Source organism: Candidatus Dependentiae bacterium (genome assembly GCA_026389015.1).
GTDB lineage: Bacteria > Babelota > Babeliae > Babelales > Vermiphilaceae > JAPLIR01.
This window is the reverse complement of record JAPLIR010000029.1, coordinates 1-25,839: the sequence shown is the minus strand read 5'-3', so window position 1 is coordinate 25,839 and position 25,839 is coordinate 1. Positions and strand designations below refer to the sequence as shown.

At 39.9% G+C, this 25,839-nt stretch carries 23 protein-coding genes and 1 other RNA gene; 12 read left to right on the top strand and 12 right to left on the bottom strand.

Annotated elements, in window-relative coordinates; genetic code table 11:
* The first annotated feature begins 73 nt into the window (after window positions 1–73).
* Window positions 74–997, top strand: coding sequence for a phospholipase D-like domain-containing protein (locus tag NTX86_05940; GenBank protein MCX5922836.1), 924 nt, complete (start codon window positions 74–76; stop codon window positions 995–997).
* Between the two features lie 69 nt (window positions 998–1,066).
* On the opposite strand, the gene NTX86_05935 is transcribed toward NTX86_05940, so the two are convergent.
* A complete protein-coding gene (locus tag NTX86_05935; protein MCX5922835.1) occupies window positions 1,067–3,277 on the bottom strand; it encodes an ATP-grasp domain-containing protein in 2,211 nt (736 codons plus the stop codon).
* 132 nt (window positions 3,278–3,409) lie between these two features.
* Here NTX86_05935 and orn point away from each other — a divergent pair, with 132 nt between their 5' ends.
* Window positions 3,410–3,961, top strand: coding sequence for an oligoribonuclease (orn, locus tag NTX86_05930; protein ID MCX5922834.1), 552 nt, complete (start codon window positions 3,410–3,412; stop codon window positions 3,959–3,961).
* Window positions 3,962–3,965: 4 nt separating this feature from the next.
* Here orn and NTX86_05925 read toward each other — a convergent pair whose 3' ends face one another.
* The gene (locus NTX86_05925) at window positions 3,966–4,790 is read right to left on the bottom strand and encodes an ankyrin repeat domain-containing protein (protein ID MCX5922833.1); all 825 of its coding nucleotides are present in this window, start codon (window positions 4,788–4,790) and stop codon (window positions 3,966–3,968) included.
* A gap of 129 nt (window positions 4,791–4,919) precedes the next feature.
* Entirely contained in the window at window positions 4,920–6,896 is a 1,977-nt protein-coding gene (gene priA / locus NTX86_05920; GenBank protein MCX5922832.1) for a primosomal protein N', read from the bottom strand.
* Between the two features lie 80 nt (window positions 6,897–6,976).
* On the opposite strand from priA, the gene polA reads away from it, so the two are divergent.
* A complete protein-coding gene (gene polA, locus NTX86_05915) occupies window positions 6,977–9,688 on the top strand; it encodes a DNA polymerase I (protein ID MCX5922831.1) in 2,712 nt (903 codons plus the stop codon).
* A gap of 8 nt (window positions 9,689–9,696) precedes the next feature.
* On the opposite strand, the gene NTX86_05910 is transcribed toward polA, so the two are convergent.
* The 4 genes from NTX86_05910 to NTX86_05895 all read right to left on the bottom strand — a co-directional run bounded on the left by NTX86_05910 (window position 9,697) and on the right by NTX86_05895 (window position 13,561).
* Window positions 9,697–10,581 carry an ankyrin repeat domain-containing protein gene (locus NTX86_05910; protein MCX5922830.1) on the bottom strand — a complete coding sequence of 295 codons (885 nt, stop codon included), beginning with the start codon at window positions 10,579–10,581 and terminating at the stop codon, window positions 9,697–9,699.
* A 57-nt stretch (window positions 10,582–10,638) separates the two neighbouring features.
* Window positions 10,639–11,556 carry a hypothetical protein gene (locus NTX86_05905; protein MCX5922829.1) on the bottom strand — a complete coding sequence of 306 codons (918 nt, stop codon included), beginning with the start codon at window positions 11,554–11,556 and terminating at the stop codon, window positions 10,639–10,641.
* A 72-nt stretch (window positions 11,557–11,628) separates the two neighbouring features.
* Complete coding sequence (locus NTX86_05900; GenBank protein MCX5922828.1) at window positions 11,629–12,513, bottom strand: ankyrin repeat domain-containing protein; 885 nt, start codon at window positions 12,511–12,513, stop codon at window positions 11,629–11,631.
* 94 nt (window positions 12,514–12,607) lie between these two features.
* The gene (locus NTX86_05895) at window positions 12,608–13,561 is read right to left on the bottom strand and encodes an ankyrin repeat domain-containing protein (protein MCX5922827.1); all 954 of its coding nucleotides are present in this window, start codon (window positions 13,559–13,561) and stop codon (window positions 12,608–12,610) included.
* A gap of 172 nt (window positions 13,562–13,733) precedes the next feature.
* On the opposite strand from NTX86_05895, the gene NTX86_05890 reads away from it, so the two are divergent.
* The gene (locus tag NTX86_05890; GenBank protein ID MCX5922826.1) at window positions 13,734–14,126 is read left to right on the top strand and encodes a hypothetical protein; all 393 of its coding nucleotides are present in this window, start codon (window positions 13,734–13,736) and stop codon (window positions 14,124–14,126) included.
* A 73-nt stretch (window positions 14,127–14,199) separates the two neighbouring features.
* On the opposite strand, the gene NTX86_05885 is transcribed toward NTX86_05890, so the two are convergent.
* A complete protein-coding gene (locus NTX86_05885; protein ID MCX5922825.1) occupies window positions 14,200–15,051 on the bottom strand; it encodes a hypothetical protein in 852 nt (283 codons plus the stop codon).
* Window positions 15,052–15,366: 315 nt separating this feature from the next.
* Between NTX86_05885 and rpmA the strand changes: the two genes are divergently transcribed.
* The 3 genes from rpmA to rho all read left to right on the top strand — a co-directional run bounded on the left by rpmA (window position 15,367) and on the right by rho (window position 18,726).
* On the top strand, window positions 15,367–15,621 hold the full coding sequence (rpmA, locus tag NTX86_05880) for a 50S ribosomal protein L27 (GenBank protein ID MCX5922824.1): 255 nt from the start codon (window positions 15,367–15,369) through the stop codon (window positions 15,619–15,621).
* Window positions 15,622–15,788: 167 nt separating this feature from the next.
* Complete coding sequence (gene secF / locus NTX86_05875) at window positions 15,789–16,679, top strand: protein translocase subunit SecF (GenBank protein ID MCX5922823.1); 891 nt, start codon at window positions 15,789–15,791, stop codon at window positions 16,677–16,679.
* 181 nt (window positions 16,680–16,860) lie between these two features.
* Window positions 16,861–18,726 carry a transcription termination factor Rho gene (gene rho, locus NTX86_05870; protein ID MCX5922822.1) on the top strand — a complete coding sequence of 622 codons (1,866 nt, stop codon included), beginning with the start codon at window positions 16,861–16,863 and terminating at the stop codon, window positions 18,724–18,726.
* Window positions 18,727–18,973: 247 nt separating this feature from the next.
* Here rho and tsaD read toward each other — a convergent pair whose 3' ends face one another.
* Entirely contained in the window at window positions 18,974–19,996 is a 1,023-nt protein-coding gene (gene tsaD, locus NTX86_05865) for a tRNA (adenosine(37)-N6)-threonylcarbamoyltransferase complex transferase subunit TsaD (protein ID MCX5922821.1), read from the bottom strand.
* Window positions 19,997–20,010: 14 nt separating this feature from the next.
* Window positions 20,011–20,727 carry a hypothetical protein gene (locus NTX86_05860; protein MCX5922820.1) on the bottom strand — a complete coding sequence of 239 codons (717 nt, stop codon included), beginning with the start codon at window positions 20,725–20,727 and terminating at the stop codon, window positions 20,011–20,013.
* Between the two features lie 186 nt (window positions 20,728–20,913).
* Here NTX86_05860 and smpB point away from each other — a divergent pair, with 186 nt between their 5' ends.
* Entirely contained in the window at window positions 20,914–21,366 is a 453-nt protein-coding gene (gene smpB, locus NTX86_05855) for an SsrA-binding protein SmpB (GenBank protein ID MCX5922819.1), read from the top strand.
* Window positions 21,367–21,440: 74 nt separating this feature from the next.
* Here the strand turns inward: smpB and NTX86_05850 are convergent, their stop codons facing one another.
* Both NTX86_05850 and ssrA read right to left on the bottom strand, forming a co-directional pair.
* Window positions 21,441–22,406 carry a hypothetical protein gene (locus tag NTX86_05850; GenBank protein MCX5922818.1) on the bottom strand — a complete coding sequence of 322 codons (966 nt, stop codon included), beginning with the start codon at window positions 22,404–22,406 and terminating at the stop codon, window positions 21,441–21,443.
* A 654-nt stretch (window positions 22,407–23,060) separates the two neighbouring features.
* Window positions 23,061–23,441: a transfer-messenger RNA gene (ssrA, locus tag NTX86_05845) on the bottom strand.
* 249 nt (window positions 23,442–23,690) lie between these two features.
* On the opposite strand from ssrA, the gene NTX86_05840 reads away from it, so the two are divergent.
* The 4 genes from NTX86_05840 to NTX86_05825 all read left to right on the top strand — a co-directional run.
* Entirely contained in the window at window positions 23,691–24,056 is a 366-nt protein-coding gene (locus NTX86_05840) for a hypothetical protein (protein MCX5922817.1), read from the top strand.
* 127 nt (window positions 24,057–24,183) lie between these two features.
* Window positions 24,184–24,789, top strand: coding sequence for an ankyrin repeat domain-containing protein (locus NTX86_05835; protein ID MCX5922816.1), 606 nt, complete (start codon window positions 24,184–24,186; stop codon window positions 24,787–24,789).
* 96 nt (window positions 24,790–24,885) lie between these two features.
* Window positions 24,886–25,401 (top strand): ankyrin repeat domain-containing protein, encoded by a 516-nt coding sequence (locus NTX86_05830; GenBank protein MCX5922815.1) that lies wholly within the window; start codon window positions 24,886–24,888, stop codon window positions 25,399–25,401.
* 89 nt (window positions 25,402–25,490) lie between these two features.
* Window positions 25,491–25,839, top strand: a 349-nt coding sequence (locus tag NTX86_05825; GenBank protein ID MCX5922814.1) for an ankyrin repeat domain-containing protein, incomplete at its 3' end; no start/stop codon positions are given.

Below are 25,839 nucleotides of genomic sequence, written 5' to 3'. Positions count from 1 at the left end.
ATTGTTTTTTTAACGCGAATTCAAGCATGCTTCTATAACAAAGGTATTTTTTTCTTTTAAAATCGGAGTCTTTATGTTTTGTAAATTTTTTTTAAGAATCAACGGTATTATGTTGTTCGGTTTTGCGTCGGTGTTTATTCAAGCTGCCCAACAAAACCCAAAAGTAACGCCAGAGAAAACTAAATTAACACCAGCACAGCAAGCTTCAGGTACAATAAAACGTCAACGTACTGGTGAACCTAGTGTTCAGAAAAACCAACAAAAAGTACTTCTAGGTGAGCAAAGTCAGGGGATCTCTTCATCAAGGCAGCTTATTTTTGAACCAATTCAATCGGGAATGGAAATAGCCCAGTCTGCATTATCGTCAAATGAAGAAAAAAAAGGAGGAGAGGAATCTCAATCGAGTCAGCAAGAAGCTTCAGAAATCGCTTTTGCTCGAGAGCAGCTCATTAAAAATGATGACACGCCTATTGGTAAGGCCTTTTTTGCTTCCGATGGGAACCTGAGGCAGGTTGTTGTTGGTCTTATTAAAGCCGAGACGACAAGAATTTCTGTTGCTATGTATACATTTACTGATGATTTTATTGCTGAAGCATTAATTGAGGCTCGCAAGAGAGGCATTATTGTTGAGGTGGTTTTAGATTCTTCACAGCTAGGTGCACAGTATGATAAGTTTATTCAACGTAGAGTTAGGGATAAACTTATTCAAGGTGGAGTTTCTGTTTATGTTTGGCCTCTTCCGCAAAAAAAAGAGTACTCATATAGTCTTATGCATAATAAATTTATTATTTTTGATACAACTCTTGTGCATCGTATTTTACTGTTGACTGGTTCTTATAATTTTACCGAAGCTGCTTTTAAAAAGCATCAAGAAAATGCATTGATCATCGAAAATGGTGATTTAGTGGTAGAATATGTTAAGGAATTTGAACGTTTAAAAGAAAATTCTAGACTATTGAACCCCAATAACCTTTCATCATCGCCTTCGTCTTCTTAATCATCAATGGGCGAATCACAAAAGAAATAAAGCATTCACTTGGTTATACAGTGAATGCTTTGGCGGAATCTATTGTTGAAGTGGTTTGCCTGCATCGTGGGATACTCGTGCATGGTGGTGCTCTTCAAACCCAAACTGGACAATCATATCAATGAAATCCATTGGTTTAATGCCCATCTCAGCGGCTTGGTGGAATATGCACGTTGCAGGGGTCAATCCAGGCAATGAGTTGTTTTCTATAATCACTACGCGCTCAACCCCTGTTGGGCTTTGTTGCCCGGTTTGATAGAAGCAATCAATGCGTGAGTAGCCTTTGCAGCCAAGTGCTTTATACGCATCAACCATGATCTGTTGCACCAGCTGTAATGTTTCTTGTGGTAGTGGGGCAGGGGTTTGATTTTCGCCAGCGCCGGGCAAGAATTTTTCTTCGATGGAAAGAATATCCGATGTGGTGACTGCTTGGCTAGGGATTAATGCTTGTGGATTATTGTTGCCGATAACGCCCACCGTGAGCTCCATGCCAATGATGCATTCTTCAACCAACGCATATTCTTTATCGCTTGCAAACAGTAGTTCAATAGACTTTTCTAAATCTGCTGTTCGTTTTACTTTTTGTACCATAACACTGCAGCCATCATTGTGTGGTTTGACGATAAGCGGCAATGGCATTGTTGTACATATTTCTTTGACGATTTGTTCTTTGTCAGCACGCCATTCAGTATTTGAAATCAAGCGCGCTTGAGGGACTTCAAATCCCTTGCTGCGCAAGAATTGCGTTGTTTTAAATTTATCCATGCATAATGCGCTGGTCAGTACCGATGATCCATTGTAGGGTAGTCCGAGCATTTCTAAGGTGCCTTGGATTGATCCATCTTCGCCGTGGCCGCCGTGTAGTGCAATAAATACAAAATCAGTAATCGTGGGCAAATCGCTCCATTGTAATTTCGCTTCTGGTTGCAGCAATTCTTCTATTTCTTTTATTGAACCACGTACGAGTTGTGAGTGGGTGAGTTTGTACAGCTCCATGTTAGCATTAACAAAGATAGGCATAACATCATATTTGTGCGGCGAAAGTTTGTAGGTGACATTGCGCCCCGATTCGAGTGAAATTTCTTTTTCGTTGGATGCGCCGCCGAGTAATACTGCAATACGCATTTTTTGTTCTGCTTGCACGTGCTTTGCATCCTTTTTTTCTTGGGTGAGAATGGCATCGAGCATGCCGTAATGTTCTAATTCTGTTTCAATGAGGTGGTTAATCACTTTCGTGTGACTCATATTAATTTCAGCACCTTGTCTGAATAAAAAGCTTGCAGGTCCCATGCCCGATAAGGTGTTGGGATCTACAATGGCAATGCGATCGTCATTGGTGTAAAAGCCATCAATTCGTCCAATATTGGTAATACCAAGAGCGTGCATAGCTTGAGCACAGATCCCTTGAATACGGGCAATGATTTCTGGTGTTGTACGTGCAGGGGTGAACTTTGATGCTCTGCCTGGCATGTATTTTTGTTCGTAATCGTGAAAGTGTGTACCAGCTTCAGGAACTATTTCTGTTGGCGGTAAGGGAATAAGGGTACCTGTTTTATAATCAGTCAAAATTATGCATGAAAATTCCATGCCCTCAAGTTTTTCTTGGACTAACACATCTTGGTGTATGCCAGGGTAGATTTCTGATGCTGTAATCAGTGCTTGGTGAAGATCTTTGTTGTCAAACACGACCGAGATACCTAAAGATGACCCTTCTTTGCAGGGCTTGATGATATAGGGTAGTGTGACGTTGTGTTTTTCTAGCCGTGAAAGAATAGCATTTTTATCGAATTGTTCGATTTGTTGTGCAGTCACTACAATATCTTTGGGGATATCAACGCCAGCTGCAGCTAAGAAATCTCGTTGCATGTTTTTGTCCATGCCTAAAGCGCTCGAAAAAACTTTTGAGCCGAGGTAAGGGATACCAAGTACTTCAAAAAATCCTTGCAAGGTACCGTCTTCAGCATAGCGGCCATGCGTAGCAATATAAGCAAAGTCGATTAAGTTTTTGAGTGAGTCCCAGGTAATACATTGTGCTTCGTTGGGCAGGCGATGTTCAAAGTCTGAAGTTTTTCCACGGTGCAAAAAATGCCATGGCAAAAGATATAAAGCGCCATTACTTGTTTGATAGAGCGGAATAACGTCATAACGCACAGTGTCCAGATGGTCGCAAACGGTACGTCCAGAATTAAACGAGACTTCTTTTTCGATTGTTCTGCCGCCCATAAAAACACCGACGCGAAGCTTTGACACTGTTGATTCCTTTGCGGGTAAATTTTTTCTAAAAAAATAAGGTAATAGTATTGCTTTTAAGAATTTACTTTTGCACTCTATAAGGATAATAATTTGTGGTGTTTTGGTAAAGTATAAACGTAAAGAGTATTCATGGCTTCAGATAAAAATTTAGTGTGGATTGATTTGGAAATGACGGGCCTCAGGCCTGAGATTGATGTTATTGTAGAAATTGCGACAATCATTACCGACGATCAGCTGAATATCATAGCAGAAGGTCCGTCGCTGGTGATTCATCAACCAGAAGAAAAGCTAGCAGCAATGGATGAGTTTGTAGTCAAAATGCATACTAAATCTGGGCTTATTGCAAAAATTCGTGAATCTGCCGTTTCGCCAGAACAAGCTGAACAAGAAACCTTGGCATTCATTATGGAGCATTGCAACAAAGGCAAAGCTCTGATGGCTGGAAACTCTATCTGGCAAGATCGTGCCTTTTTATATGTTCATATGCCAAGCATTCTGGCCTTTTTAGATTATCGCCTTATCGATGTAAGTTCAGTAAAAAAGTTGGTGCAGTATTGGTATCCAAAAAATCCCAATCTCCAATTCAAAAAACCTGACAATCACCGAGCGCTTGAAGATGTTCAACAATCAATTGAAGAGCTGAAGCATTATCGCAAGCACTTTTTTATCAATGAGAATTAACCCATTAGTTACGATACACTTGACCAAAGCCACCCGATTTATATTCTTCCATGAGTTTAAAGGTATCATTCTCACCATCTTCTAATAGATCAGAAGGCATATGGGTAGCACCAGCGTCCTCTAGTTCTTTGAGTGCTTGCTTTCGTCCTTCAATTTGATCGCGTTGTATTTTTTCTGCTGTTTCTAGGTGTGCGGCCATATTTTTGTAGACATCAGCCAGTTTTTGATCTTTGTCTTTGGTTATCTCTGCTAATTTTTTTGCCATCGTTAGTGGAGTGAATCCATCTTTTTCCTTAGCCGATAAGTTAAGTTTAGTGATGAGTACGTTGCCTGTTATTAATTTAAGTGTTTCTGGATTTTTACTCACGACGGCTAAATGCAGTGCATTTCGTCCAATGTTACTTTGTATATTAGGGTTTATTCTAGGGTCTTTTATCAAGACCGAGACTATATCCTTATGGTTTCTTACGATAGCAGACATTAATGGGGTTAAGCTTTGATTGTCGACAAGATTAATATCGATAGTGGGGTTTTTTAGTAAGGTTTCTACAATCTTTGTGTTGCCCGTTCGCACTGCTTGTCTGAGTGGCGTTGTGCCGTCTTTGGCTTGAAAATTAATATCGGCTCCTGCTTGAAGAGCTGCATCAATAGCAGTAGGCCATTTTTGAGGATCTTTCTCTGCAATTGCGTCTAATAATTGTTTATTAGCGCCTTTAGGCTCTGCCCCTTGCGACATTGTGTTAGTGGTTGCTGTTTGTGATGCTCTTATGTAGGGAGTAACGGTGAGCAGTATGCTGAGTATTAATAGTATCGATGATAGTTCTTTCATTTTTTTTCCTTTTTTACAATGACCAATGATATTTCGTTCTAATTGTAATTATAAACAAAATAGTCCATTAAAAACAATGGATGTGGGTGTATAATCAAAAATGCTTTATTGAAAGGTGTTTTTTGGAGGTTAAGTTACGGGATTTGGCGTGAAGAAGATGTGACTTTTATAGGCGTATGTATTGATACTCTGAAAAAGTATAATAATGTTCTGAATACTACTGCCTTTAATATAAATTTTCCGTGCATAAGTGTTTTTAATTTTATGTACTGGTGGCTTTGCAGGACCTAAGAGCTGTAATTGTAACTCTTTCTTGGTGTTAATTTCCATCATTGTATGCATAAGGTGGGTAGCTTCTCGTTCAATGCTATGAGGGTCTGAGTTTTTTAATTCTAGTTCAACAAGCCGCATGCATGGCGGATAGTTGAGCATGGTGCGCTTTTCTAGTTCAGCATCATAAAAACTGAGATAATCAATTTCGTTAAGATATTGAAATATAGCATGATCAATCATAGTCTGCACAATCACTTGGCTGTCAGGTCGTTGTCGCCCGGCGCGACCAGCAACTTGAATGAGTTGTTGGAGGGTAGTTTCTGCGGCATTATACATAGGAAAATGAAGATTGAGGTCGGCCCATAAGATGCCAACAAGGGTGACACCAGGAAAGTGAAAACCTTTCGTGATGGTTTGTGTGCCAACCAGAATATCAAGATTGCCTTGTTCAAAATCCAATACCGTTTGTTGCCACACTTTTTTCTTGAGTGTGGTGTCCATGTCTGCACGGGCAATGCGAGCCTGGGGGAATAGTTTTTCTAAAATGGTGACCACTTGTTGTGTGCCGATACCTTTTTTTAAAAATTGAGCATCAGATGCCTGGCAGGGAGGACATTGTTGAGGCAGTTGCATTGAGATGGCACAATAGTGACACGTCAGAAGATTGTCAGCATGCAGGGTTAAACTGACTGAACAATTTTTGCATTGGAATATAAAGCTACACGCTTTGCATTGCACAAAAAAACTAAAACCTCGTCTGTTTATAAAAATAATGGTTTGCTCATTTTTTAGTAATCGGTCTTTAATAGCGCTTTCCAATTGTTTGCTAATCCAGAAAGATTTGCGGCTGTTTTTGTCAGTCAAAAATACGGTTTTTATGGTCGGGAACGTTCCGGCAAACCTATTTTTGAGTTGGAAAAAGTGCCAACCTTTGTTATGGACATTGTACAGTGAATTGATTGATGGCGTAGCTGACCCTAATATAATAGGAATTTTGTGTATGCTGGCGCACCAGATTGCAGCATCTTTACTATTTATTTTGGGATGCTTTTTTTCTTGATAACCAACTTCGTGCTCTTCATCAATAATAATCATGCCAAGATTAGGCAATGGCAGCAATATGGGCAAATGCACACCGATAATAAGTATTGGTTGTTGGGTGAGCAAGGCATGCCAGAGTAGTCGTTTGTTTTTAGGCGTTGTTGCTGAATGAAAGCTGAATATAGGAATTTCTGAAGGTAACTGCGCTCGCATAAGTTTTTCAAATTGGATAGCGAGGGTTACTTCCGGCAACATCAAGAGCGTGTTCTTTTGATGTGCAAAGTTCTTGATGATTAAGTTTTTATAGATTTCAGTTTTGCCCGATCCGGTTACCCCATGCAGCACGGTAGGCACATAGGCTGGTTCTGCAATGTAGGGCGTCAGAAAATCAACCACTGTTTGTTGTTCGTTGGTGAGGGTGACGTGCGCTAGGGTCTTTTCTGGGTTATGACTGCTGACTACTTGGTCTTCCATTTCATTGTCTACCAAAAACTGTTGAATACGTTTAATCAAATACAGCGGTTCTACTTGGTAGTACGCACTCAGTTGATGAATAAATTTGAAATAGTAGGGGTCAGCGGGAAATGGTTCAATGGCATGTGCTTGTTTAATGGTAAAGATACAGTCGGTTGGTTTTGTTGCAAATTGTTGCATAACTAATGCTGAGCGCAAAGATTTTTGTATTGGCACGCGCACGAGCTTGCCGACAAGCGACTGGTTATCCCAATTCTTGGGAACTTCGTACAGTAATGGCTCTTGAAATCCTTTAAGAAGGCGTACTTGAATAAACATACTATGAGTATACTCGGAATGTGTTTTTTTTATAGGTATGTTACGCTAAGACTATATGATTTTTTTCTGAAAGGCTTAGCATGAATCTTGATCCTAAAAAAACGGTATTTCTCATAGATGGTTCTTCATTTTTATATCGTGCCTACTATGGCGTGCGTCCACTCCATACACCCACGGGTGTTCCCGTGCAGGCGGTCTATAGTTTTTGTCGTATGATAAAAAAACTGATCGACACTTTTTCTCCAGCTGCTATCGTTTTAGTGTGGGATAGCAAAGGTAAAACCACCAGGCACGAAATGTTCCCCGACTATAAAGCAACGCGCCAGGCACCGCCGAGCGACATTTTTGACCAAAAAAAATTAATCGTACAGTTTGCCGACATGATAGGTTTGCCACAAATCGCCCAACAAGGCATTGAGGCAGATGACATTATGTATTCGCTCGCACTCGAGTGTAAAAAAAATGGCGACACGGTGGTGTTTGCAACATCAGATAAGGACATGAGTCAGGCATTAGATGCGCAAGTGGTGATGTATGATGCTTTCAAGGATGAATTTCTTGATGTTGCGGCATTTGAAAAGAAGCGTGGTTTTCCGGTTGAAAAGTTGCCTTTCTATTTTTCTATTCTTGGGGATGTATCAGATAATATCCCTGGCGTTAAAGGTATTGGAGAAAAAGGCGCTACTGACTTAGTAAAACAATTTGTCTCGCTGCAAGATATGTATGACCATATTGATTTAGTAAAAAAAGATCGTACACGTATCTTATTGCAAGAGCAAAAAGAGAATGCGTTTCTAAGTCAAAAGCTCTTCTTGTTACAGTATCACCCAACGGGTCTTACGCGAGAAAATTTACTTTTCGATGCCAATAATTGGCCTAAAGCAAAGCCCTTATTTGAAGAACTTAATTTCAAAACCTTACTCAAAGGCCTTGATACGGTTTTGCAGCAGGGGCTATCCACCGCCGAAGAAAAAATAGCCAAGCTTAAAAAATATAGTTTTAAAACAGTGACTACTACCAAAGAATTGCAAGAACTCTGCTATCTTTTAAAAGATAGAAAGCATTTTGCTATTGATACCGAAACAACCGGCGTAAAACCATTGCAGGACACTCTGGTGGGTGTTTCGTTGTGTGTTAAAGAAGGGGAGTCCTATTATATTCCTTTTGGCCATAACGTTGACGATGTGCAACTTTCACGAGCTGAAGTTATTGCTGCTCTTAAGCCAATTCTTGAAGATGCGCAGTATAAAAAATATCTGCATCATGCAAAATTCGATCAATTGGTATTATGGCATGCGGGCATTAATGTGTGCGGTGTTGTTTTTGATTCTTACATTGCGGCAGCATTACTTGTTAAAGAATGGCAACGAGCAGGCCTTAAAGATCTTTCTATGACTTTGTTAGGTGAGCCTATGTTGACCTATGAAGACGTGGTGACCGCCAATAAATATAAAGATTTTTCGTATGTGCCGTTTGAGTTGGCAACCATGTATGCCGCAGCTGATGCGCATCAGACATTACGCATAAAGAAACTTCTTGAACATGCGTTAAAAGAAGAAAAATTGTTGTCGTTATATGAAACGATTGAGTTTCCTCTTGTGCAGATATTATTTGAGATGGAAGCCCGCGGCATTTACGTTGACACTGCATTGCTAGCTAAACTTGATGTGCAAATTACTATAGCATTAGAATTTTTAGAAGCAGAGATTCTTGCATTGTCGGGCGAGCACAACAAAGATATTAATTTGGGCTCTCCGCGGCAAATTGAAGATCTTCTTTTCAATCAACTTAAACTGCCAACACAAAAAAAGAGTGCAAAGGGTACCAGCTATTCAACCGATCAAGAAGTTTTGGAAACATTGGCAACCATGCATCCAGTGCCAGGATTAATCTTAAAACATCGAGAACTTTCTAAGCTAAAAAATACGTATATTGATGCATTGCCAACCTATGTTAATCCAACAACAAATCGCATTCACACAACCTATAGTCAGGTAGCAGTTGCAACGGGTCGTTTGGCAAGCTCATCACCAAACCTACAAAATATTCCGTCAAATTCATTTGGTATTCGTGCGGCGTTTAAGCCTGCACCTGGGTCAGTATTTTTATCTGCTGACTATTCCCAAATTGAGTTGCGTGTTTTGGCATATTTGTCGGGCGACAAAGCATTAACCAATGCTTTTTTATCGGGCCATGATATTCATGCGCAAACAGCAGCGGGATTATTTGATGTACCTTTGGATCAGATAACTAATGAGCAACGTCAAATTGGCAAACGTATTAACTTTAGTATTCTGTATGGTCTAACGCCGTACGGTCTTTCCAAAGATCTTGATATCTCTTTTAAAGATGCAAAATTATATATCGACAAATATTTTCAGCAATATCCTCAAGTGTCTTCTTGGATGGCATCGATTGTCGATCAAGCAAAAAAAGATGGTTATGTTACTACGCTGTGGGGCCGCAGACGCTATATACCGGCAATTCACGAACGTAATAGATCGTTGTATGAAGAAGCATGTCGTATGGCGATTAATACGGTGGCGCAGGGCACAGCAGCAGAAATTATGAAAAAAGGTATGATTGTCTTGGATGCTGAGCTCAAAAAATATAACCTTGATGCAAAAATGTTATTACAAATTCATGATGAATTATTACTCGAAGTTCCTCAAGACCAACAAGATGACACGGTGGCGTTGGTCAAAAAGGTGTTAGAATCAGTTGTTGACTGGACTATTCCATTGGTGGTTACTACGCGTTTGGGTGCTGATTGGCACGAGGTAAGTAAGTAGTGTTCAAATTAGCTGCGATATTCCATAATTAATTTTGTTATGGTGTTATTTGCATCACGGTCTGCAATAGAAATGTGGGTAAAAATTTCTAGAGCGATTTTCTCTTGCAGTTCTATATGATCCTGCAAGATTTTTCGTGTTAGTACAAAATGTTGCTGTGAGCAGATTTGATGTTTTGTAACACCTTCTGCATAATGATGAGCAATATTCAGCGCTGTATTGTTATTATTATCTTGAATGTCAGGAGCGGCACCTGCGCGCAATAGCAGCTGCACTATTGATGTGTCCTCTGCGCAAAGCACTGCGCGATGTAATGCTGTTTGGCCAAAGCAATTCTTTTTATTGAGTTTCGGACCTTTTGAAAGAATTGTCATTAATATTGCCGGGGAGCTATATTCTGCTGCTAGCGACAGTAAACAGTCTCCAGTGATTGGATTTACAGCGTCAGCAGTTTTCATGGTCTCGTATTCTGTATTAATGTTTTTTTGGTCTTCTTCTTCTAATATTTTTTTTATTATGCGTGGGTTATTGCTCTGAAGAGCGTCAAATATTTTTTGTGCATCTTTTATTAATTCTGGCAATTCTTTGATTCTTCTTTTGTCGTTTTCTAATGATGGTGTAAATATAAAATGCTGTGGCACGAATGTTGATTTCATAGTTTTTAATGTATTATTTTTTGATGGTGAATTAGCATCATCATTCTTGCTTGATATTTCTAAAAATGTATCGGGTGATATTTGTGTCGGTTGTATTCTTACTGTTAGTTGATTGTGGAAGTGGGCACTATGTGCAGGTCGGCTATTTGATTCTGTGCTGCTGATGTAGATAATGTCAGAGTTATCATGTAGGCTGGCCTCTTGCTGCATAGCTTCTGCTGGTATGTAAAAAAACATACCCATGAGGCACATGCAGACAGTAGTCTTAAGAAAACTTACAGGGGTTAGGGTCATTTATAGTTTTGCTCCATCGCTGTCTTCGTCATCATCGTTATCTTTTTTGTGGCCTGCACTAGTCTGTGTATTGACCGTAAGGTCTTTGTACTGGGTAGCTTTGTTTTGTGTGTTGCCAAGAAGGGTAAGTACTTGAGATAATTCTGGCTCGGATATGCTGTTTTTACTTTTTTCAAAAATTGCTTTTAAGCATCCAAGATCGTTTGCTTGAGCAAGTTCCATGGCTTGTTCAAGCGCTGTTTTGCCAGAACTATTTTTAGCATGAATGTCGGCTTGTTGTTCTATGAGCTTTGCAATAAAGGTAGGTTTTTTCAACAGCATGGCATGCTCAGCTAGATTTTCGGTAGCATCCCTTTTTATTGTTTCACGAAATCTATTGGCTACTGATCGTTTGGTATTTTCAAGAGCTTCATCATAGGCACGCATTTGATCTTGTAGGGCCCGACGATGCTTTGCGGCATTCTCAACTGCTTGGTCATCTCGTTGTTGTAAGGCTCCGCTTCTGTTTCTTAATAACGATTGTAGTTGCGCTTGTTCAGTCTTTAGCTCGATGTATCTTGTTGTTTGATCAGCGATTGTTACTGTAGCGTTGTCGAGTTGTGATTGCCGTGCAGCACGGTCTACTAGGAGTTGATTTTTTTCTCCTTCTAATTCTTCAATGTGGTGCAATAATGTTTTTTTTTCTTCGTGCAACGCAACCACGTGTTCCGAATTATTTGTTGTTGAGGGAATATTTTTTGATCTCATGCTGAGGCGCGCCAAAAGGAGTCCTGCGCCAGCACCAATTGCACCTGCTATAGCGCCTATTGAGGTCGCCCCCAAACCTGTTGAGATTGGTTTTTTTTCCATAGCATGCCCATAGACAGGAGCGAGTAAACTGAGTAACAAAGCTTGAATAATGTGTGATGATTGTGTCATAAATGTATCCTTTTTTGGGTAGTTTTTTATCGGATTGTCTTATGGTATGTCAAAATAATTTCTTTGACAAGCTCACTGGGTTGTTTTTTTGCAGAGCCTGCTGAGTAAATAAAGGCAGTCATCTGCTTGTGCATACTGTGCATAAGCAGATGCAGTTTTTCCAAGATTGTCGAAAGTGGCTGGACTTACATTTTTTTTGAGCAAAAAATCGAGAGTTTCTGCTTGATTATTAAAGCAAGCTTGCATAAGTGGTGTTGTGCCAGATTTATTAACTGTTGCAATGTTCGCTTTATGGCAAAGTAATACTTCAAGGCATGCTGCGTGGCCGGCATAAGCAGCGTATGATAGGGCAGTTTCTCCTTGATTGTTTTTATAGTTAATGAAATTGTAGGAATTTTTCATTTTGATACCGCATGTAATAAGATGAAAAAGTTTCTTTGCATTGCCATTATAAGCAGCCCACATAAGGGCTGTATAACCATTGTCATCTTGTATGGTAGTATCAGATGAATTGATTAATCGATTAAATTCTGTGTCGTCTTCATTTCGTGTTGCATCGATTAAGGCATGGGGATTACATGGTTGGGCACTTGGCGCTGGCGAGCTATCAGGGGCATGAATTATTATGGATGATTGTGCCTCTATATGCTCTTTAGGGGTATATGCTGTTGGTAGAGATTCTACTACATGACGAAGAGCATTTGTTAAGGTGTATCTATTGCGCAATGAATTTTGCTGTTGAAAATCATTTGTTGGTATAGATGGTGTTTCAAGAATGTATTTTTTAATTTTAAGATTCATGACAGTCTTTTGCGGGCTACTGAATGATGAGAGAATCATTGGTGGATTTTGTTGAGAGGATGTTTTTTTTACAAAATTAGTCTGCATGGCGCCAGCAGTATGAAATATCACGCATGATACGAGTGCAGATAAAAAAAAGTATTTCATGTTTTGCATAAGATTATTATCTTCTTTTTTGATGGTGAGCTAAGAACGACAGAAAGTATAAGGTTGTTTGTCGATGCTGTCAAAATAGCTGCTAGTCTATTAATTAATCATTTTTTGCTTCATCTTCTTTACTTGCACGAGCATTGCTTTTGGCACATGTAAGCAGTGGGGTTGTGGATGATCCATTTGATTCTGTATTCATTAAAAAACGGTTAATTTCAGGTAGCAGTGCTTGCCCGATTTGTTGGCGTAAGGGTGCTGCCTCATCAGAAAAAGCAAATTGAGCCATATCTCTTATCTCTTGAGGGTCGAGTGCTGCTGCGGCCGCAGCTAATGATGTCGCTGGAGTTTGAGCGGTAACTATTCTGTTGTTAGGGCCTTTTGCTTCATCTTCATCATTTTTTTCGTCATCACTATCAATATCATTGAGAAGGTTGTGCAGACTTATTGTGGATGTTTCATGAACACATGATTTTGCACCTTTGTGGCAGCAGTCTATTGTGGTGGCAGCAGCAGAGCTGTGTTGTGCTTGTGCTGCTGTAAGTGTCTTTATCACTTCATCATCTGTTGCCATAGCAAGGGCTGTTTGTTCTTTGTACTTAAATGATGGATTAGCTTTGTGGTCGAGCAAGAGTTTTATTGCGCGAGAATTGTTAGCTTGGGCGGCACGCATGAGAGGTGTTTTACCTGAACGACATCTAAAATTGGGGCAAATCTTGCTCTCAAGAATTTTTGTCAACATGGCATTATCTTTGTCGTTTTGAACGAGCCATTCATCAGTTTCGCAAAGGGTAAGTTTCGCTAATTCCTTTTTTTCATGTTCAAGGACTACCATTTTATGTATGACGTATGTGTTCATGTCCTTCTGTTGCTTGAGTTTGTCTCTTAGATGTAAGGTGGTAGCTGTTAGTGCAAGGCCACCTAGGGTTGCTAACGTGCCAATGAGAGACGGTGCCCATGATCGTGATGTTTGATTATTGGTCTGCATAGCTTGTATATAGGTGGAAATGAGAAGCGTGTGTATCAAGGTGAGTGTGATTATTTTTGGTATTTTCATAATGATCCTTTTTGATTGGCTGATTTTGCCAAAGAGCATAGCGTGTGGCAGTAGTCATGGAAAGGGTTTTTAATATCTTTTTTTTAATGTCTATGAAAAAGAGTGGTTCCTGAGATAGATTATTTGAGCTGGGCGCTAGTGAGGTGGAGTTTAATTTAAAAAAGGAGTGGCTGTGAATATACAAAAGGGCATGCTTTTTATGGCATTATTTTCTGTGACACAAGCGATGGGTGCGACTGATATGCTCGCTGGGTTAAGCGTAGCATTAAAAAATGAAAACTCTTTATGCAAAAATAAGCCAGAGATGGAAGCAAAAAAGGTGGTAGGATCAGTTCTGTTTGGGTCTATGACGGGCGGTGCTTTGATTGCAAGTTTGGCACTGTGTCAAAAAGCAGAGGCTCTGCACAAGACACCCTTGAGTTTTTTTTTGATGGGATTGCCTATTTTATATAGTAATCAAGAAATGACGCGAGAGATTCTTGGAGAGTCTTATGTTGGTATTTCAAATTGGACTGCTTTGGTGACGGCGATAGCGGCGGGACTTGTTCTTGCTAGTCGTGACTAAGTGTAGATATTTTTTAAAAAGTTGTAGGCCGCTCACGGAATAAGTGCCCGCGGGCGGCCTATTTTTGGATTTATTATTGTTTTGCAGCTAGCTGTCTTTGAAGATCCTCTATGGATGTAGTTTGTTCGTTTATTGCAATCGCAAGCATCACGTTTTGTTTCTCTGCAGCTTCTAATTTTTTTTTAAGATCATGTTGAGCTTTTTCTAAAGCTACTTTTGCATCTGTTTCACGTTGTTTTTCTTGCAAAGCTTTTTCCAGCATTTCTTTGAGAGTAGTAGTATGCTCTTGTATCTGTTGTTGAGTCCGTTCTGCTTCTTCCGCCCTTAAGGCTTGGATTCGCTCGGATGCTGCCTTTTGTATGCGATCTCCGCATGCTAGTTCATGATGTTTTCCAATTTGCTCTGATAGCTTGGTAAGTTGGTCATGTGTTATGTTTGCGCTATCAATGTTGCTTACATCAGCTTTTGCTTGCGCGAGTAGCTGAAGACCGGTGGTTTGCCACACATCAAGGGCGCCTTGTTTGCGCCTTGCTTCTGCTTCTAGGGCAGCCACTGTTGAGCTTAATGTAGTCTTTGTTAGGAATTCTTGTGCTAGTCTTCTTTCTAAGGCAGTTGTGGCTTCTGCGTGTTTGCTTGATTGTTCGGTGAGTTCTGTGATCTTCGCGATAGCTTGGGTAAGTTTGCCATCAAGGTCACCCTTGTCTTTTGTAAGGGCTTCGCGTCTCGCATTGAGTCTCCAAGAGGCTAAAGCTGTAGTTGCGACTCCTCCTAGAAGGCCTGCCCCTGCAGCCATGAGTGTTGTACTTGTTGTGCTTGTTGTGCTTGTTGTACTTGATGATGAGCTAGGTTTCTGGCTAGCCTGACCAAGCGTAGGGATAAGTAATACGCTTAATAAGAGTTTTCTGACAGGTAAATGTGTGAACATGAAGATCTCCTTGGTAGTGGGTTATTAAATTTTAGGTCAAAGTACTTTAATAATTTTATTATGGCAAGTATGATTGGCAAGTGATTCTCTAGGCGTAGTGTTGTATAAAATTTAGAGTTTCATGGAATACTCGGCCAATGGAGAATTTTCTATTAGAATTTTCAAGACCAATGATCTTTTTTGCCATAGTGAGCGTTGACTTTTTAGAGGATTCTGCACATACTATATGAAGTTAGAAAAAACAAAGTCTAGCTAAACAATTCTTTTTATTTAGACAAATAACAACAACTTTCTTAATCAGTTAAAGGACTGTACATGGCAACGAGTAAAACCGGTGGTAGTACGCAGAATGGACGAGATAGTCATAGTAAGCGACTTGGCGTAAAGTTATTTGATGGGCAAGTGGTTACCGGTGGCGAAATTATTGTTCGTCAACGAGGAACCCGTATTCATCCTGGCAAATTTGTTGGTTTGGGTAACGATCATACTCTTTTTGCCAAAGCTGTTGGCAAAATTAAGTTTCACTTCGGACCAAAAGGGCGTAGATACGTTTCTGTTGTTCAGTCGTAAACAATAATTCACTTTTCATGATAATGAGGGGCAGTTTTTTGTATGATGTCCTACAAATAACTTGCTTAATCTTTTAAATCTTGTTAAAAACTGCCGTACCTCTATCATGAGTTTTTAAAAAAAATTAGATAACATGTAATGAATGATGATTTTGGACGGGGAGTATTATGATCGATTTTCTTAAGTATCGTGTAGCGTGTGCCGTTTATTCAGTAGTGTTGATTGCAACTTTTGCGGGAACATATATCTATAAAGCACATACGCGTGGTGGGCAAGCATTTACCTACAGCATTGATTTCACCGGTGGTACTCAAGTAAGGCTTAAATTTGATAAGCCAGTCAGTTCTAATAATCTTAAAGAAATTGTCGAAAAGTCTGGATGGCAGGGAGCGGTTATTCGCGACTTTTCATCACAAGAAGTTTTAGTACGTGTTAAAGAATTTTCTAATGATTCCAAGGGCCTAGGCCAACGTATTGTACAAGCAATACAAGCTGGTATGCCAGATAACAACGTTGAATTGCAAGAGAGTGAAAGCGTAGGCGCTGGCGTTGGGGCAACCTTGCGTTATAAATCAATGCGAGCAGTTATCATAGGCCTCATTGCGATGTTGTTATACATAGCAATTCGTTTTTGGTCATTTGCTTTTGCTGCAGGAGCTGTGGTTGCTTTGGCGCATGATGCTATAGTAATTGTAGCAGTCTTTTTATTCCTTGATAAAGAAATCTCCATCAATTTGATTGGCGCAATTTTAGCGGTACTTGGTTATTCGATTAATGATACGATTGTTATTTTTGCCAGAATTCGAGAAAATTTTAAAAAAATGCCTGGCAAATCAACGTATGAAGTGGTCAATACTAGTATTAATCAAACATTGCGACGCACTCTTTTAACCAGTTTTGCTACCGCATTAACCGCTGGTTCAATGTGTTTGCTTGGTGGCGAAGTGCTCAGAGATTTCTCTTTAGCATTGTTAATCGGTATTGTATTTGGTACTTATTCTTCCATTTATATTGCAAGCCCTGTCATGATGTTGCTTTATAAAGAACCAAAAAAATAAGAAAAATCCTTTCATACCTTTTTGATTTTTTGTGATACCAGTAGTGCGGTCATTGTCTGCTGTAGGCACTATATAAATTTTTGCATTTTTTTTATGTCCAAAAAGTAGAGAAATAGTTTCTTTATGATGGAGCAAACACACATGTTTTTAGTATATTTTGTAGAGCTCAGAGGAACAGTTGATGAATGAGAAAAATTCAAAAACTCAGGAACCCATGTCAGAATTAGAAGGTCGCAATATGCAAGATAATGATATAAAAGTTCAAGCACCAACTGCTGAACAAACATCGCAAGAGCAAACAACACCAGAACTTGTGAAAGTGCAACCCAAAGCACATGGTACACGCTCTCAAAGTCCTCGAACTCGTACCCCTAAGGCTCCAGAAATCAAACTAGAATTAGCTCAGCCCGAGCAAGCTCAACCAGCACAAGATACCCCACCGGCTGTTGCTAAAAAAATTACCCCACATCAAGAAAAAATTAAGCAATCACCTGAATTACATACAGAAACCAGACAGCCAGAAGCTCGTCAATACCGTGATCCTAGATCTCAAGAACCAAAACAACAAGATTCACGACTACATCAAGAACCTCGTCATCAAGAGCCTAGATTACAAGAATCACGATCACACGAACCGAGACAACATCAGGAGCCTCGGTACCAAGAACAACGCCAAGATTCTAGGTCACAAGAACATAACCGACCACATGAAGGCAATAGGCAGCACCATAATGAAAATCGTCAACAACAACAGCAGCCACAGCAACCAGAACAACGTCGCTCAAATTTACTTGAATTGTCTCTTAACGATTTAAATTTGTATGCACGTAGATTGGGTATTATTGGTTCAAGTTATATGTCTAAAGACGAGCTTATTAAAAGAATCGTTTTTGCTGAGGCGCATCCTGACCTTGAAATTGAAGTGACAGGTGTTTTAGAGAAGCTGCCCGATGGTTTTGGTTTTCTACGCTCAGCAATTTGTGATTATCTTTCTGGTCCAGATGATACGTATGTTTCACCATCACAAATACGACGTTTCAATTTACGCACCGGAGATAACGTTATTGGTGTGATTCGTAAGCCAAAGGATGGCGAAAAATATTTTGCTTTATTGAAAATTTCTAAAGTTAATGGTGAAGATCCAGCTCTCTTGCAAGAGCGTCCACATTTTGATCGCTTATCGCCATTGCACCCTAACAAAAAGTTTAATTTAGAATATAATCCAGCCGTCATTTCTACACGAGTTATGGATATTTTTACCCCAATCGGTAAGGGACAACGAGGCCTAATCGTTGCGCCGCCTAAAGTGGGCAAAACGGTACTTCTCAAGGAACTAGCGCAAGCATTGATTGCTAATCATCCAGAAACCCACTTGATCATTCTTTTGGTTGATGAGCGTCCTGAAGAAGTTGCAGATATGAAGCGTACCGTGCGTGGATCATCGGCGGAAGTTATTAGTTCTACCTTTGATGAATCAGCTGAGCGTCACGTACAAGTAGCAGAAATTGTACTTGAAAAAGCAAAGCGTTATGTTGAATCAGGCAAAGATGTTGCTATAATTTTGGATTCTCTCACTCGTTTAGCTCGTGCGTATAACACCACGGCACCATCATCAGGTAAAATTTTAACTGGTGGTATTGATGCTAATGCGTTGCAACGTCCAAAAAGATTCTTTGGTGCGGCAAGAAATACTGAAGAGGGTGGTTCATTAACCATTATCGCATCTGCGTTGGTTGAAACCGGTTCTCGTATGGATGAAGTGATTTACGAAGAATTTAAAGGTACGGGTAATATGGAAATGCATATGTCTCGTAAGCTTTCCAACCGTCGTATTTACCCTGCGTTTGATTTGCTTGTTTCAGGTACTCGTCGCGATGACTTGTTGCACTCAGAGGCAGAATTGAATAAAGTATGGGTATTACAAAAGTTCTTTGCTGCTATGAACACCAACGAAGGTATGGAGTTCCTCATTGATAAGATGAAGAAGCATAAATCTAACGAAGAGTTCTTGGAAGCTTTAAATAAGAATAAAGGGCTGGCACAGTAACGAGCTACGTTTTATAAATTCTCGTGAAAGTAGGCTTCAAGTACGCCCTAACGGGCTTCCTTTAGCCAGGACGGCGGAGGGTATATTTGTTTAGATTTAACATGTAGACTCACGCACCCGTCCTCCCTGAAGGAGCGAGTTTTTCGAGCGAACTTGAAGGGTTTAAAAAATAGATAGGCTGATACTCATGAAGAGTGTCAGCCTATTTTAGTATAAACATAATTATTGGTTTTATTGATTGGATTTTTTATTTTAATATATCCATATCAAGATTAGAAAATTCATGACGCTTAGCTTTATAGTAGCCAACAAATGCAATCATGGCGCCGTTATCGGTGCAGTATTGTGGTGATGGTACAAAGAATGGCAATGCATGCCGAGCGGAGAGCTCTTTGAGTTCATTGCGTATGTATTTGTTGCAAGCAACGCCACCCACAAAGGCAATGGCTTTAACTTCAGGGTGTTCTTTGAGCGCACGCTCAAGTTTCTGTTTAAAGATACTGGCAACGCAGACAAGCAGAGAGCTCGAGACTTTTTGTTGTAAATCTAGATCGTCTACGGCTAAGAATTTTTTACTACTCATATCATAAGCGTTTTTTTTAACCAAATCGTAAAGCACGGCAGTTTTGAGGCCAGAAAAGCTAAAGTCCAAGGTTGGATTACTGTTACGTGGGTAATGGTAGTAATCTTCAAAGTTTGCAGCCGCTGCTAATTTTTCTATGACTGGTCCACCTGGATATGGCAAATTCATGAGCTTTGCAATTTTATCAAACGCTTCGCCTGCTGCATCATCAACTGTTTGACCTAAAATAGTATAATTGCCAAAATCGTGAACAAGGTAGAGGGAGGTATGCCCACCCGAGGCGGTGATGCATAAGAACGGAAATGGTATTTCGTTTTCTATGCAGGCAGAAAAAGCGTGTCCTTCAAGATGGTTTACGCCAATAATTGGTTTATCGATTGCCCATGCAACAGCTTTGGCAAAGCATACGCCTACTAATAGTGAGCCAGCTAGGCCTGGGCGATTGGTAACCGCTATAGCATCGATATCAGTTATTTTTATTTGTGCTTGTTCAAGCGCTGCGTTCACGATAGGGTTAATTTTTTCAAGTTGAGATCGGGAAGCAATTTCTGGTACAACGCCACCCCATTTTTGGTGCAACTCAATTTGAGAAAAAAGGGCATTTGCAATAATGCCTTTGCCTTCTTCGTAGATTGCGGCGCCGGTCTCATCGCATGATGTTTCTATACCAAGTATACGGAGTGCCATAGCGATGCCTGATTTTAAGTTAGAATGGTGATGCGAGTACACAATTTATTTTGAAGTATTTCTTTTTTAAAGGTCGAGTGAATTGCATCAAGATCCATAGCAGAGATTAAGATGCTCTCTGATGTTTCTTTTAATTTGATTGCAGAGCCTGCAAGTTGGATAATGTTCTCTTTTATCATAATTTTAGGGAGCTCTATGACGTTACCGTTTACCGTGCCGCCTTCTACTGAGCCTATCCACTCTGGTTTATAGTATACAATAATTGCATCGTCCGGAATTCTACCGCCAACAAGACCGTTCTTTTGTTCTTTAATGATCCATCTGTGGGTGATATTTTCTTCGTCCTCTTCAAAGGCAAGAAGTTCAAGGCAGTAGAATTTATATGTTTGCTTAGGTTGAACGGTCAAATATTCGATGACATTGGTGTCTTTTACCGATTTGAATTGTTGTTCTTTTTTGATATTTGAAGGGGGTACGGTGATGACTAATGAGAATTGTGTTCTAGTTTTATCTTCCGGTATAGCAAACGATATTTTTTTTGCAGCTTCATGGGTTTCACAGGCGACTTTGTTGCCACCGCGGTATACACGCAATTCGGGAATACTAGTTAATGATGCTGGAAATTGGATTGAGCCAATCAAGAGACCTTTGGCATATGAAAGGGTTATATTTGTGTGACAGATTGTAAAAGTGATCAAAATAGGAGATACTAGAGCGATGAGCTTTTTCATGGTCCTCCTGCTATAATTAGCGACGGTTTAATTATGATATTAATTAATATAATGGTAGGATACCCTAATTGAGTTGATGATGCAAAAAGTTATAATAAAACCCTCATGTGCGCGAGAGCGAACACAAATTAGAATGAAAGATCGGAGACATTTAGTCGGAGATCTTTCAAGGTAAATGGTATCTTGATGAAAGTAATTGCACAGAATAAAAAAGCATATTTTGACTACGAAATTTCTGAAAAAATTGAAGCAGGACTCGTATTGACTGGCGATGAAGTTAAATCAATGCGCGAGGGTAAGGCTTCTTTAATTGGTGCTTTTGCGGTAATTCTTGGCGGCGAGTTATATTTAGTAAATTGTCGAATTACTCCTTACTCAAAAGCATTTCTCAAAGATGATGGCGAATCAACCCGACGTCGCAAACTTCTCTTGCATAGAAGAGAAGTTGCAAGATTAGTAGGTGATATTTCTCGCAAAGGTATAACGGTTCTTCCCCTATTGCTCTATTTTAATGCACGCAATATGGTTAAAGTTGAGCTTGGCCTTGGTAAACATAAAAAAGCTGCCGGCAAAAAAGAGGCTATCAAAGAGCGCGACATTAAACGAGAAACATCACGCGCCTTGAAATATAAAGACTGATTATTATAGCTAGTATCTAAAAACAAAAAAAGCCGCTCATATGAGCGGCTTTTTTTAATGAAAAATCTACGTAGCTATGCGTGATTGATAAGCGTGTTAAGTGCCCAGACAACAAGGGCTATGCCCACAACGCTTGCGGTGCCAATTAAGAGCGCGGCAGCTTCTTCGTTGGAGAGGTGAATCTCTGGCCTGGGTTTTTGTGATTGGTAAACCGGTTTAGGTGCTTGATATACCGGTTGATAGCTTGGGCGTGGTGCCGCGGGTTGAAATACAGGCTTAGGAGCTTGTGGCTTAGGTGCTGGTTGATAGAGCGGTGCAGATGGCGCAGGCATAGCTGATTGATATACTGGCGCTGGTGCTGCTGGTCTGAGATATAAAAGACTATCAGAGCATACGGGACATTGAATGCGTTGTAAGCTATTCAAGCATGTTTGGTGTAGTTTGTGGCCACAGGTTAAGAGAATAAGGCCTTGATTGTCATCGCCACAGTAGGCAGCGCACTCACGGTTAACGATTTCTTGAAGCTGCTCACGAACTTTAATGCGTAATCCTTCTCCAATAAATTGGTAGAAGTCGCCTGACATAACTTTTTCTAATGGTTTTTTGGTGATGCGTTTAAGTTGGATATCAATTGCTTTATGAATAATCGTACGCATTGTTTTTAAATTAAATTGATTAGTACCGGTGAAGTGGGGGCGGAAGGTGCTATCACGCAATATTTCTCCTGAGGCTACATTCATTGCTTGATTACAGATCCATTCTGCTGCAGCAACAATAATCATTTCGGCGATATTTTCTCTGTTGAATTGGCTGTAAGGAATATCGTAGGTAAAAGTATTTTTACTAAAATCTTCAATAAATTCTGTTACTTTTTCTTGTGTGTCAGCATCAAGGTTGTATACGAGAAACAGTTTGTACCCAATATCGGTGGCTTCGGTAATAGCTTCATCTCGATAGAGATATGCGTGCATGTTGGTTGCACTAAAAAGTGTGGCGATCGCAAAAAAGAGGCTTAACAAATAAGAGTTGTGTGATTTCATGAAAAAACCCTTTATGGTAATGGTTATGGGATCTGAATGCGTTGATGATACCATAAAGAAAGAATGAGAGTCAAAAAGGGAAGGGGGAGCAAAATATCGTTTTGCATTCTCTTTCTTAACGTTGCCTTTTTTTCGGTATAGCTTTCTATTTTTCTTGTTTCCACTTCACCGCTACTCGCGGCGAGGCAGGGCATTGGCACGAATGCCCTGCCTCGCCGTGCCAGTGTTCCCCTGGACTCCTAATACGGCACTAATCGCGCACCTTCGCGCTGTTAAACAGCGCTGCGGGCTGCTTGGAGCGCCGTGTATTTGGAACTACAGCTTGTTGTTCATCTATGGGCATTCTCAAATTGTTATGGTGCTTTTTTTGTATGGGCGGCAGAAAGATACAGCTAGATACTGTAGATTAAAAAAAGAATGTGTAGGAATGAAAGGGGGCCAGATATATTAGATAAATCATCCTTGACTGGCGAAGCCAGACGTAGCTTGCCGAGCCTGAAGGCCCGGATAAGCGAAGATATTTCAAAAGCAATAAGCCCGTCGTCGCCTTCGGCTATTTCGGGCAGTCTTCGCAATAAAACATTTAAAGTTTTTTGTTCTTCCACAGCCTAAGTGGCGGAGCCAGACGAAGCCCTGCGGAGCAGGAGCGAAGACTGGTGGAGGCGATGGGAGTCGAACCCATGTCCGCCCTATGTCAAACCCCAGGCAACTACATGCTTAGTTCTTGTTTATACTCATAGACTACATCAAAAACGGCTGCATTAATCTATGAGTTAGTTCCATGATACAAACCAGACTACGTAACTAAAAAATCTCATCTGGCGGTTCTATCTTTTTATTATACGTTTCAGCGCGACTGATAGACACGTTTTGCTGAAAAGAGAATCACTTACTTACGCAAAAGCGGGAGAAAATGATTCTGCATACGAGTTAACGTTTGCATTTCTTATTTTAACCAATTGTTTAACGAGCACTCAGTCAACGCTCGACATGCTCCTAAAGCCCTCAATAACGCGTCGAAACCATTACGCCCCCAAAAATTTCAAAGAGAACAGTCCCTGAAGGATTATTCATTACTAAGAGTACCCTACCCTGTGGCTTATTGTCAAACGGCATGTCATATCATTGCGTCTGGAGTCTATTAAAAAGTATAATTTTAAGAGGGAATTGTAGGTTGTGTAACGTTTCACGTTTATTTTTAAAAGGAGAGTCGTTCGATAGGGTCTACGACCGCACTCACGATGATAATGAATTGTTTTATATTTAAAATGGAAGGAAAAGAGAATGAAAAAATTATATGTAATATCTGTTCTTGCGACGGGCTTTTTAGGTTCTGCTGCGTTTATTCAGGCTGATCAAGTGACGAGTGCCCCAACGGTTTCAAGTGAAAAAGAACTTGCCGATATTAAAAACATTTTGATAGAGATTAATGGAGCAGTAGATACCTTTGCGATTACGCAAGCTATGAATAGGGCGCAATTTAAATTTACCTTGCTCAAGGGTCGTAAATTGTCAGCGGTAGAAAGATCTGAACTTAAAGGTTTGATTGAGACATTTAAAATGTTTGTGGATAAGAAAATAAGTAAAGATAAACAAGTTGATTATTATACTTGGATAGATGGCTACAGAGTTGCCACGCGTACCAATTAGATTTTAACATAAGGCTTGATGCGTATGATCTATATGCATCAAGCCTTATATTGTTTTCTCTTGTTTTTTCTTTTTTTCTCCGTATATCATAAGCATGAAATTTTTTTGCATGTATTGAGGAGAAGTAGTGAATAAAGAACTTTTCGCCATAAGTTTTATGGTTACTATCATTTCTTGTATTTGTTCGTATGGCATGCAGAATCAACTTAGTCATGATCAATTAGCTTTGAGCTACATTGGACATAAGACTGAAGATACGGAGTGTCGTGACGAAAATAAGAGTGATGATAGAGAAAAAGAGTCAATGTTTCTGAGTGATGAAGATAAATTTAATTGTTGGTTTGGCCATAAGCAAGCTTTGGCTTTCGCATTAGAGAGCGAATCGTCTTTGGTATATAAGATTGATTTTGATGGGAAGACGTTGCTTGCACTTGCTGTTCATGCGGGACACGAATGTATGGTTGATCTTTTGCTTGCGCATAAGGCTGATATTAATGCTGTTGATCACAAGGGCAATTCTGTTCTTATGTACGCTGCGACAGATTATTCAGGACTTTCCATGGTGCGCCATTTAATACATAAAGGTGCAAATTTGAGTCAGCTTCATCCACAAAAACAAAAAATGGCCCATGAAATTGTATTTATTAAAGCGCTTCGCAGATCATCTATTAAGTTGGCTGAGATTGCTGAGGTATTGGAAAAATCCTACAAAGCTCAATATGAAGTAGAGTAAAGAAAAATATATTTTTTTTCAGTTTCTTCTTGTTTTCCTTTTTTCCTTTTATATAGCCTTAACATGAAATTATTACCCTATTTATAAGGAGAAGTAATGAACAGAAAGCTTTTTGTTATAAGTTTGATAGTTAATGTAACTTTTTCTTCCTTTCTCTTTGGTATGCAAGAAAATTCAGAAATGTTGAGACTCACTGATGATTGTGCTTTTGATTGTTATTTCGGCTATAAAGAGAAGATTGCTCAGGCAGTTCATGACGATCCAAACGTGGTACATGCTGTTGATTATCGTGGCAAAACATTGCTTGCCATAGCTGCTCGAGCGGGTCATGTTGATATTGTTGATTTTTTATTGAAACGTGAGGCTGATATCAACGCGGTTGATAATGATGGGTGTTCTGTCCTTATGTATGCTGCTGCCAATCCCCAGGGGCTTGCTACGGTTAAGTGTTTAATAGACAAAGGAGCTGATCTTACTATTAAGCACCCGAAAAAACAAAAAATGGTACACGAAATTGCAGTGAGTAAGGTTACGCAGACAACGTCTCCAGGATTGATAGCAATTGCTCAGGTGTTGGAACAGGTCTACAAAAAACAGCATGAGCCCGAGTAAGAAGAATATATTTTTATTGTCAGCAATATGTCGTCTCGTATACTCTATTCTAGGTATTTTTTGGTGTCTTTTTTTTACCAGGAGGGGCTATGAATAATAGAGTTGCTAAGTGTCTACTTGTCAGTAGTTTGTGTGCAATTGTTTGCCACGGCATGAAACAACCAGGACAACTGAGTGCTGAGGTTATTCGTTCTTGTATTAATGGCAACGTGCAAGAAGTCGAAGAGTTTCTTAGGAAGTGTCCACAAAGCTTAGAAGATAAAGATCGTAATGGTTTTACGCCGTTGATGTTGGCAGCTGATGTTGGGCATCGGTCACTTGCAGAAATGTTATTGCATCGTGGAGCTCGTAGAGAGGCGCTTTATGAGACTGGGCAGGGAATGATAAAAAGTACGTATGATATAATAAAGATAAGACTCGAGAATGCTGCTCGCAGAC

Excerpts from the sequence above, each read along its gene's own strand:
- polA (MCX5922831.1), top strand. The coding sequence starts at position 6,977 with ATGAATCTTGATCCTAAAAAAACGGTATTTCTCATAGATGGTTCTTCA.
- NTX86_05830 (MCX5922815.1), top strand. The coding sequence starts at position 24,886 with ATGAACAGAAAGCTTTTTGTTATAAGTTTGATAGTTAATGTAACTTTT.
- NTX86_05885 (MCX5922825.1), bottom strand. The coding sequence starts at position 15,051 with ATGTTCACACATTTACCTGTCAGAAAACTCTTATTAAGCGTATTACTT.
- NTX86_05925 (MCX5922833.1), bottom strand. The coding sequence starts at position 4,790 with ATGAAAGAACTATCATCGATACTATTAATACTCAGCATACTGCTCACC.
- NTX86_05940 (MCX5922836.1), top strand. The coding sequence starts at position 74 with ATGTTTTGTAAATTTTTTTTAAGAATCAACGGTATTATGTTGTTCGGT.
- NTX86_05900 (MCX5922828.1), bottom strand. The coding sequence starts at position 12,513 with ATGCAAAACATGAAATACTTTTTTTTATCTGCACTCGTATCATGCGTG.
- NTX86_05905 (MCX5922829.1), bottom strand. The coding sequence starts at position 11,556 with ATGACACAATCATCACACATTATTCAAGCTTTGTTACTCAGTTTACTC.
- priA (MCX5922832.1), bottom strand. The coding sequence starts at position 6,896 with ATGTTTATTCAAGTACGCCTTCTTAAAGGATTTCAAGAGCCATTACTG.
- smpB (MCX5922819.1), top strand. The coding sequence starts at position 20,914 with ATGAAAGTAATTGCACAGAATAAAAAAGCATATTTTGACTACGAAATT.
- rpmA (MCX5922824.1), top strand. The coding sequence starts at position 15,367 with ATGGCAACGAGTAAAACCGGTGGTAGTACGCAGAATGGACGAGATAGT.
- NTX86_05860 (MCX5922820.1), bottom strand. The coding sequence starts at position 20,727 with ATGAAAAAGCTCATCGCTCTAGTATCTCCTATTTTGATCACTTTTACA.
- NTX86_05895 (MCX5922827.1), bottom strand. The coding sequence starts at position 13,561 with ATGAAAATACCAAAAATAATCACACTCACCTTGATACACACGCTTCTC.
- secF (MCX5922823.1), top strand. The coding sequence starts at position 15,789 with ATGATCGATTTTCTTAAGTATCGTGTAGCGTGTGCCGTTTATTCAGTA.
- NTX86_05850 (MCX5922818.1), bottom strand. The coding sequence starts at position 22,406 with ATGAAATCACACAACTCTTATTTGTTAAGCCTCTTTTTTGCGATCGCC.
- rho (MCX5922822.1), top strand. The coding sequence starts at position 16,861 with ATGAATGAGAAAAATTCAAAAACTCAGGAACCCATGTCAGAATTAGAA.
- orn (MCX5922834.1), top strand. The coding sequence starts at position 3,410 with ATGGCTTCAGATAAAAATTTAGTGTGGATTGATTTGGAAATGACGGGC.
- tsaD (MCX5922821.1), bottom strand. The coding sequence starts at position 19,996 with ATGGCACTCCGTATACTTGGTATAGAAACATCATGCGATGAGACCGGC.
- NTX86_05840 (MCX5922817.1), top strand. The coding sequence starts at position 23,691 with ATGAAAAAATTATATGTAATATCTGTTCTTGCGACGGGCTTTTTAGGT.
- NTX86_05910 (MCX5922830.1), bottom strand. The coding sequence starts at position 10,581 with ATGTTTTTTTACATACCAGCAGAAGCTATGCAGCAAGAGGCCAGCCTA.